Source organism: Pseudomonas sp. R62, from assembly GCF_000257605.1.
Lineage (GTDB): Bacteria > Pseudomonadota > Gammaproteobacteria > Pseudomonadales > Pseudomonadaceae > Aquipseudomonas > Aquipseudomonas atacamensis.
The window spans coordinates 3,091,954-3,101,066 of the sequence record NZ_JH635998.1 but is presented as its reverse complement, the minus strand read 5'-3'; the positions used below and the strand labels follow the sequence as shown (position 1 = coordinate 3,101,066).

Annotated in this window: 6 protein-coding genes; 4 read left to right on the top strand and 2 right to left on the bottom strand. The window is 61.1% G+C overall.

The genetic code is table 11. From position 1 onward, the window contains the following. The 3 genes from OQK_RS15015 to OQK_RS15005 form a co-directional block, all read left to right on the top strand. Positions 1–496: DUF7840 domain-containing protein (locus OQK_RS15015; RefSeq protein WP_038860973.1), on the top strand; the 496-nt coding region annotated here is incomplete at its 5' end. A gap of 219 nt (positions 497–715) precedes the next feature. After that, positions 716–1,072 (top strand): hypothetical protein, encoded by a 357-nt coding sequence (locus OQK_RS15010; RefSeq protein ID WP_016773111.1) that lies wholly within the window; start codon positions 716–718, stop codon positions 1,070–1,072. A gap of 70 nt (positions 1,073–1,142) precedes the next feature. After that, entirely contained in the window at positions 1,143–1,637 is a 495-nt protein-coding gene (locus tag OQK_RS15005) for a GreA/GreB family elongation factor (protein ID WP_016773110.1), read from the top strand. Here the strand turns inward: OQK_RS15005 and gdhA are convergent. Together gdhA and ettA are read right to left on the bottom strand one after the other, a co-directional pair. Next, positions 1,634–2,971, bottom strand: coding sequence for an NADP-specific glutamate dehydrogenase (gene gdhA, locus OQK_RS15000; RefSeq protein ID WP_016773109.1), 1,338 nt, complete (start codon positions 2,969–2,971; stop codon positions 1,634–1,636). The genes OQK_RS15005 and gdhA overlap by 4 nt on opposite strands. Positions 2,972–3,322: 351 nt before the next feature. Next, positions 3,323–4,987, bottom strand: coding sequence for an energy-dependent translational throttle protein EttA (gene ettA, locus OQK_RS14995; RefSeq protein ID WP_016773108.1), 1,665 nt, complete (start codon positions 4,985–4,987; stop codon positions 3,323–3,325). 287 nt (positions 4,988–5,274) lie between these two features. Between ettA and morA the strand changes: the two genes are divergently transcribed. Then, a partial coding sequence (gene morA, locus OQK_RS14990; protein WP_016773107.1) for a cyclic di-GMP receptor MorA occupies positions 5,275–9,113 on the top strand: 3,839 nt, incomplete at its 3' end.

The following is a 9,113-nucleotide window of genomic DNA, read 5'->3' as shown; positions in this document are numbered from 1 at the left end:
CGAAGGCAATGACTGGCAGTTGCAGCAACTGGATCTGGCGACCATTCGTTCGCTGACTCCGCGCAACGAGCTGCTGCAACCGCTGTCGTGGCAAGTCACCGGTGGCCTGGAGCGGGTGCCGGGCAAGCATGACGACGAAACACTGGTCAGCCATGTCAACGGCGGCGGCGGCGGTACCTGGCAATTGGGCGAAGACGTGCTCGGCTTCGCGCTGGGCACGGTGCGCGTGGAGCACAACAACGACTTTGCCGAGTTTGTTTCCCCGGCCGGTGGCTTCAACACCGGGGTGCTGTGGAAAAACCCGCTGGGCAACCTGAGTCTGGAAGCCAAGGGCGACTACTTCTTCAACGGTGAAGTGCGCCGCAGCCTGAGCCTGAATCAGCAGTGGGAGCTGTCGCGCAACCTCGGTTTGCGCCTGACTGCACAGCGTGAATTCAGCCATCTCGCCAGCCCGGAAACGGAAGTCATGCTGGAAGTGAAGTGGTATCACTACTGATCCCGAGCCTGTGTAAATCTTCCTGTGGGAGCGAGCCTGCTCGCGAAAGCGGTGGGTCAGTCAATAGTAGTGTTGCCTGACACGACGCCTTCGCGAGCAGGCTCGCTCCCACAGGGGCTTTGTGGTGTGCAATGGATTTTTCACAGGCGTTCGACAGCCGCCTCATGAATCGCCTTCTAGACTTTCCTTATGAGCCGAGTATCGGCGCGGGAGAGTGCGATGTGGCGGTGCGTGGGATTGTTGGCCGTTGTATTGGCGCTGGGCGGTTGCCAGACCACCCATGAAGACTTGATCGCCAAGGGTTATCCACCGGCCTTCGCCGACGGTTTCGATGACGGTTGCGTCAGCGGCCGGCAAGCGGCGGGCTCGATCAGCGGTGAGTTTCGCAAGAACGTGCCGCGCTATCTCAAGGATCAGCAATACGCCGACGGCTGGGTCGACGGCTTCCGCCAATGTCAGGCGATGCTCGAAAACAGGGATCGCGAGCAATATCGCAACGAGCATTGGGACGAACGCGAACGCGCCTGGCAGCAGCAGAAGGACCAGGACGTCGGGCGGGCTTATCGCTCGCAATAGGTCGTTTGCAGACATCCGTTGAAACCAAATGCCGGCAATCATGGCCCAAATCCTTTAACAGGAGGACTTCATGAGTCGCGCATTCGTCAACGAAGACAACGCCGCCGCGCAGGCCGATCAGCCGGTCGAACGTCAGGTCAGCACGCAGCCCAACTACGTCACCCCGCAAGGGCTGGCGCAGTTGCAGGCGAAAGTCATCGAGTTGCAGAGCCTGCACGCCGAGCAAACGGCCAAGGGCGAGCAGGCCGACAAGCAACGTCTGGCCGATCTGCAACGGGATCTGCGTTATTTCACTCAACGCCTGAGCAGCGCCCAAGTCGCAGTCGCTGCGACCTCCATTGACAAGGTGCAGATCGGTAGCTGGGTGACTTTTGCCGATGAACGCGACACTGAACACCGCGTGCAACTGGTCGGCGAGGATCAGGCCGATGCCAATCAGGGCTTGATCAACTGGGCCTCACCGCTGGGCCGGGCCTTGCTCGGCGCCCGGCTCAACGATGAAGTGCTATGGCAGCGACCTGCCGGCGATCAACTGATCGAAGTGATCCGCATCGAACCGGCTTAAACCACGCCTTGCGCCAACATCGCATCGGCGACTTTGACGAAGCCGGCGATGTTCGCGCCCTTGACGTAATTGACCTGACCGTTGTCTTCGCCGTAATGCACGCAGGCGTGGTGGATCGACTGCATGATCGCGTGCAGCTTGCTGTCCACCTCGCCCGCCGTCCACAGCAGGCGCATGGCGTTCTGCGACATTTCCAGACCACTCACGGCCACACCGCCGGCATTCGACGCCTTGCCCGGTGCGAACAAAATACCGGCCTCGATAAAGATATCCACAGCCTCCAGCGTGGTCGGCATGTTCGCGCCTTCAGCCACACAGACGCAGCCATTGCGCAGTAGAGTGCGCGCGGCTTCGGCGTCGAGTTCGTTTTGCGTCGCGCAGGGCAGCGCGATATCGCACGGCAGCGACCACGGATGTTGGCCGGCGCGGAATTCCAGACCATGGGCGCTCGCCAGTTCGCTGATGCGCCCGCGCTTGATGTTTTTCAGTTCCAGCAGCGCCAGCCACTGTGCTTCGCTCAAGCCTGCTTCGCAGTACAGCGTGCCTTCGGAGTCGGACAGGGAAATCACTTTGCCGCCGAGATCCATGACTTTGCGCGCCGCGTACTGAGCAACGTTGCCAGAACCGGAAATCGCCACGCGCTTGCCTTCCACGCTCTGCCCGCGGCGCTTGAGCATTTCTTCGGCGAAGTACACGCAGCCGAAACCGGTGGCTTCCGGGCGAATCAGGCTGCCGCCGTAAGTCATGCCCTTGCCGGTGAGGACGCTGGTGAACTGGTTGCTCAGGCGCTTGTACTGGCCAAACAGGAAACCGATCTCCCGCGCACCGACACCGATATCACCGGCCGGCACGTCGACGTCAGCACCGATGTGGCGATACAGCTCGCTCATGAACGCCTGGCAGAAGCGCATGACTTCAGCATCGCTCTTGCCCTTCGGATCAAAGTCGGAACCGCCCTTGCCGCCGCCCATGGGCAGGGAGGTCAGCGAGTTCTTGAAGGTCTGCTCGAAGGCGAGGAATTTCAGCACGCCGAGGTTCACCGACGGATGGAAGCGCAGGCCGCCCTTGTACGGGCCGATGGCGCTGTTCATCTGGATACGGAAGCCGCGATTGACCTGGACCTTGCCCTGATCGTCGACCCACGACACGCGAAACATCACCGCGCGCTCCGGCTCGCAAATGCGCTCGAGAATGCCCGAAGTCAGGTAATGCGGATTAGCTTCGAGAAACGGCCACAGACTGCGCAGGACTTCTTCGACAGCCTGGTGGAATTCGGGTTGATCCGGGTCGCGTTGTTTCAGGCGCGCAAGGAAGGATTCGACGGATTCGATCATGGGCAAAGTCTCGGCAAATTTATTGTCGTTGGAGGAGATTGGGCCGGACTGTAACAAACGAATTGCGCACAGGAACAGAGCAAAATGTCGCAGTTATGAAATTAAATGGTGCACAGGATATAAATCCGAGGGGTTTTTGATCCGTTTTTGCACCTGAGTGGGGAGTTCAGATCCAAGACTTGCACCAACAGTTACACCGTCTTCGCGAGCAGGCTCGCTCCCACATTTGAAATGCGTTACCCCTGTGGGAGCGAGCCTGCTCGCGAAAGCCGCAACTCGGTTTATCAGGAAAAACCCAGGGCAAAAAAAACGGAGCCCGAAGGCTCCGCTCTTTCTGCAACCAACCCGATATCAGGCCAGTTTCTTGTGACGTACCCGGTGTGGCTGGGCCGCTGCTTCGCCGAGGCGTTTTTTGCGGTCGGCTTCGTACTCGGTGTAGTTGCCTTCGAAGAACACCGCTTGCGAGTCGTCTTCGTACGCCAGGATGTGTGTGGCGACACGGTCAAGGAACCACCGATCGTGGGAGATCACAATCGCCGCGCCCGGGAAGTCCAGCAGGGCTTCTTCCAGCGAACGCAGGGTTTCCACGTCGAGGTCGTTGGACGGTTCGTCGAGCAGCAGGACGTTGCCGCCCTCCTTCAGGGTCAGCGCCAGATGCAGACGACCGCGCTCACCGCCGGACAGATCCTTGACGAACTTCTGCTGATCGCCGCCCTTGAAGTTGAAGCGACCGACGTAGGTGCGCGACGGGATCTCGTAGTTGCCGATGCGGATCTGGTCGGAACCGTCGGAAATCTGCTGGAACACGGTCTTGCTGCCGTCGAGGTCTTCGCGGCTCTGGTCGACGCAGGCCAGCTGCACGGTTTCACCGATTTCGATGCTGCCCGAATCCGGAGTTTCCTTGCCCATCAGCATGCGGAACAGCGTCGATTTACCGGCACCGTTACCGCCGATCACGCCGACGATGGCGCCCTTCGGCATGGAGAACGACAGGTTGTCGATCAGCACGCGATCGCCGTAGCCCTTGGTGACGTTCTTGAACTCGATGACCTTGTCACCCAGGCGTGGACCGGCCGGGATGTAGATCTCGTTGGTCTCGCTGCGCTTCTGGAATTCCTGCGATTGCATTTCTTCGAAGCGTTGCAGACGTGCCTTGGATTTCGACTGGCGGGCCTTGGCGCCTTTGCGCACCCACTCCAGTTCTTCTTTCATGGCTTTTTCATGAGCCGACTGCTGCTTGGATTCCTGGGCCAGACGATCGGACTTGGCTTCGAGCCAGCCCGAATAGTTGCCCTCGTAAGGAATGCCCGCGCCGCGGTCGAGTTCCAGAATCCAGCCGGCGACGTTGTCGAGGAAGTAGCGGTCGTGCGTGATCGCGACCACGGTGCCCGGGAAGTCGTGGAGGAAATGCTCCAGCCACGCCACCGAATCGGCATCCAGGTGGTTGGTCGGTTCGTCGAGCAGCAGCATGTCCGGCGCGGACAGCAGCAGACGGCACAGGGCGACACGGCGCTTTTCACCACCGGACAGGTGTTCGACTTTCGCGTCCCAGGCTGGCAGACGCAGCGCATCGGCGGCGACTTCCAGCTGCCGCTCAAGGTTGTGGCCGTCGCTGGCCTGCAGGATCGCTTCGAGCTTGGCCTGTTCAGCAGCAAGCTTGTCGAAGTCGGCATCCGGGTCGGCGTAGGCCGCGTAGACCTCGTCCAGACGCGCTTGCGCATCCTTGATCACGCTGACCGCTTCCTCGACCACTTCACGCACGGTCTTGGCAGGGTCGAGCTGCGGCTCTTGCGGCAGGTAACCGATGTTCAGGTCCGGCATCGGACGGGCTTCGCCTTCGAACTCGGTGTCGACGCCGGCCATGATTTTCAGCAGCGTGGATTTACCCGAACCGTTGAGGCCGAGCACGCCGATCTTGGCGCCGGGGAAGAAGGACAGCGAAATGTTCTTGAGGATTTCCCGCTTCGGCGGAACAACTTTGCCCAGCCGATGCATGGTGAAGACGTATTGAGCCATGGAGAACCTTGGGTCAGTGACAGATGAATGATTGGAGCGCAGGCGATGCCTGGCCAGACTGTGCGCGTCGTTCACTTGATCGCGATCAATGCGTGCGCGCTGGAAAAAGTCTGATTGTAGGGGCTGGAACGCCCCCGGTCTAACCGGCAAAGCTACCTTAATGCTGGAAGGCAGTCCAGCCGAGAGGGGCTGGCACTTCGCCACGAGTCAAGGCATGCTAGCCGCCCTTCGGGCGTCCGGCTTATAGTGCACGTCGCGCCAGTCCAGCCAAATCGCAGGATCACAGCTTGACCAATGTCACTCCGCCAGCCTCTGTGAGCAGCACCCCACCGGCGCCCGGCTCGCCCCTGCGCGGGACATTAAAGGGTGCGCTGGCCACCCTCGTGCTGTTATTGCTCGCGTTGCTGTTCTGGCAACTGCTCGATCAATTGCGCGAAACTCAGAAAAATCAGCGCCAATACACCATCGACTACACCGCCGACCTCGCCGCCCAGGTCAGCCTGAACATGGCGCTGAACGCGCAAATCGCCCTCAATCTGCTACCGATCGTCGAACAACCGCAAACCGCCGACGAACAGCAGATGCTCCTGCGCAAACTGCAACGCTCGCTGCCAGATCTGCGCAGCATGGCCCTGCTCTCGCCCTCCGGCCGGATCATCAGCGACAGCGCCACCGACAGTTCCGACGCCGATTACCTGACCGAACTGGTGCGCCGCAGCCGTGCCCAGGCGCATTACTTCAGCAATGCCGATGACGGCTCGGTGGTGCATCTGCTGTTGCATCAGGCCAGCGGCAGCAGTCGCGGTTACTGGGCCTTGCGCCTGACGCCAACCTTCTTCGATTCGCTGACCAAACAGGACGCCACCGCCCTGCGCCCGTTGTGGCTGGTGGAAAACCGCCTCAATCACCAGATCATCAGCCGCGACGCCGGGCTGCCCTCGGTCAAGGCTGGCGGGCTGACGCCCGACGATGTCGCCAACACCGTGCTGACCGTGCCGCTGAGCAGCAGCGACTGGCAATTGCGCGGGCTGTTCGACCGCCAGCGCGTACTGGAAGAATTGCTGCCGGCGTTCATCGGCAAATGCCTGCTCGGCCTGGCGTTTTCGATGTTGCCGGTGATCGCGCTGCTGAACATGCGTCGGCGCCAGCGCCAGGTGCATGAAGGCCGGCGGCGTTATCAGGATATTTTCGAAGGCACCGGCGTGGCCTTGTGCGTACTCGACCTGTCCGGCCTCAAGCAGATGTTCGACAAGGCGCAGATCCAGACCAGTGACCAGCTCAAGGCCTGGCTCGACCAACCGCAGCAGCGCCAGCAGTTGCTCGCGGAAATGCGCGTCACCGAAGTCAATCAGGTCGCCCTGCAACTGCTCGATGTGCACTCCTGCGACGATGCCTGGCAACTGCTGATCGATGGCCAGCGCCATCCGCAGTGCGCGATCGGTCAGCAGATCCTCGACGCCGTCCTGCAACAGCAGAAGCAGCTGGAACTGGAAATCAAACTGCCCAACAGCAATGGCCGCGACCAGCACCTGTGGATGGTCCTGCGCCTGCCGAGCGAGCAGCACGACTATAAAGCGGTGATTCTCAGCATCAACGACATCACCAGCCGCAAGCTGATCGAGCTGTCGCTGCTGGAGCGCGAAGGTTTCTGGTCGGACGTGGTGCGCACCGTACCGGATCATCTGTATGTGCAGGACGTGATCAGCCAGCGGATGATTTTCAGCAACCACCACCTCGGCCAGACCCTGGGCTACAACCGCACTGAACTGCATCAGATGGGCGAGTACTTCTGGGAAATCCTCCTGCACCCGGAAGACGCCGACTATTACCATCGTTCGCGGCAGTTGCAGCGTCACGCCGGTTACAGCCAGTTGTTGCAATGCCAATTGCGCTTCCGCCATCGCGACGGCAAGTGGCGGCGCTTCGACATCCGTGAACAGGCGCTGGCGCGGGACAAGCACGACCAGGTCACGCGGATCATCGGCGTGGCCAAGGACATCACCGAACAGATCGAGGCCAGCGAATCGCTGCGTGACAGCGAGCAGCGTTACCGCATGCTCGCCGAAAGCATCAGCGACGTGATTTTCTCCACCGACAGCAAGCTCTCGCTGAACTACGTCAGCCCGTCGGTGCAGGCGGTGCTCGGTTACAACGCCGAATGGATTTTCCAGAACGGCTGGCAATCGATCATCGCCAATCCCGGGCAACTGAACGGCATTCATGTGCTGATGGACCGCGTCAGCAAGGCGCTGGACAAGCCCGAGCAACTGGCATTGCTGCGCAGTCAGGTGCAAACGCAGCTGTTCCTCTTCGATTGCCTGCGTGCCGATGGCCGCAAGATTCCGATCGAACTGCGCCTGGTGCTGGTGTGGGACGAACACGGCGCATTCGAAGGCGTGCTCGGTGTCGGCCGCGATATCAGCCAGCAGCGCCGTGCCGAAAAAGATCTGCGCATGGCCGCCACGGTATTCGAGCACTCGACTTCGGCAATCCTGATCACCGACCCCGCTGGGTACATCGTCCAGGCCAACGAAGCGTTCAGTCGGGTCAGCGGCTACAGCGTCGGCGAAGTGCTCGACCAGTTGCCGAACATGCTCACCGTCGACAAGCAGCAGGACGCGCACTTGCGCTACGTGCTCAAGCAGTTGCACGAGCACAGCACCTGGGAAGGCGAAGTGTGGATGAAGCGCCGTAACGGCGAGCATTACCCGGCGTGGGTCGGCATTACTGCCGTGCTCGACGATGAGGGCGATCTGGCCAGTTACGTGTGTTTCTTCAGCGACATCAGCGAGCGCAAGGCCAGCGAGCAGCGCATCCACCGCCTCGCCTATTACGACGCCCTCACCCACCTGCCAAACCGCACGCTGTTCCAGGATCGTCTGCACACCGCGCTGCAAGCGGCCGAACGGCAGAAGTCGTGGGTGGTGCTGATGTTCCTCGACCTCGACCGTTTCAAACCGATCAACGACTCCCTCGGCCACGCCGCCGGCGACCGCATGCTCAAGGACATGGCCACGCGCCTGCTGGCCTGCGTCGATGACGACGACACCGTCGCGCGCATGGGTGGCGACGAATTCACCTTGCTGCTGCAGCATCGCTCCAACCGCGAACTGGCACTGAACCGGGCGATTCACGTGGCCGAGCAGATTCTCGCCAGCCTGGTGCGGCCGTTCGTGCTCGAGGGCCGCGAGTTCTTCGTCACCGCCAGTATCGGCATCGCCCTGAGTCCGCAGGACGGCAATGAACTCAGCCAGTTGATGAAAAACGCCGACACGGCGATGTACCACGCCAAGGAACGCGGCAAGAACAACTTCCAGTTCTATCAGGCCGACATGAACGCCAGTGCGCTGGAGCGTCTGGAACTGGAAAGCGATCTGCGCCATGCGCTGGAGCAGAACGAATTCGTCCTGTATTACCAGCCGCAGTTCAGTGGCGACGGCAAGCGCCTGACCGGCGCCGAAGCGCTGCTGCGCTGGCGCCATCCGCGTCGCGGGCTGGTGCCGCCGGGGGATTTCATTCCGGTGCTGGAAGAGCTTGGTCTGGTGGTGGACGTTGGCGACTGGGTCATCAGCGAGGCCTGTCGACAGCTGAAAACCTGGCACCAGCAACGGGTGCGGGTGCCGAAGGTGTCGGTGAACATTTCCGCACGGCAGTTCTCCGACGGCCAGTTGGGTACGCGAATCGCGACGATCCTGCGCGAAACCGGCCTGCCGCCGGCGTGTCTGGAGCTGGAACTGACCGAAAGCATCCTGATGCGCGAAGTCAGCGAGGCGATGCAGATTCTTGCCGGGCTGAAGAACCTCGGCCTGAGCATCGCGGTCGATGACTTCGGCACCGGTTATTCATCGCTGAACTACCTCAAGCAATTCCCGATCGACGTGCTGAAGATCGACCGTACTTTCGTCGACGGCCTGCCGTCCGGGGAACAGGACGCGCAGATCGCCCGGGCGATCATCGCCATGGCCCACAGCCTGAACCTGGCGGTAATCGCCGAGGGTGTGGAAACCCATGAGCAACTGGACTTCCTGCGCGAGCATGGCTGCGATGAGGTGCAGGGATATCTGTTCGGCCGGCCGATGCCGGCGGGACGGTTTGAAGCGCAGTTCTGTAACGATGCGCTCTTCAT

What these genes read in the sequence shown, in the direction of transcription:
- gdhA (WP_016773109.1), bottom strand. Translation starts at nt 2,971, where the DNA reads ATGATCGAATCCGTCGAATCCTTCCTTGCGCGCCTGAAACAACGCGAC.
- OQK_RS15010 (WP_016773111.1), top strand. Translation starts at nt 716, where the DNA reads ATGTGGCGGTGCGTGGGATTGTTGGCCGTTGTATTGGCGCTGGGCGGT.
- OQK_RS15005 (WP_016773110.1), top strand. Translation starts at nt 1,143, where the DNA reads ATGAGTCGCGCATTCGTCAACGAAGACAACGCCGCCGCGCAGGCCGAT.
- ettA (WP_016773108.1), bottom strand. Translation starts at nt 4,987, where the DNA reads ATGGCTCAATACGTCTTCACCATGCATCGGCTGGGCAAAGTTGTTCCG.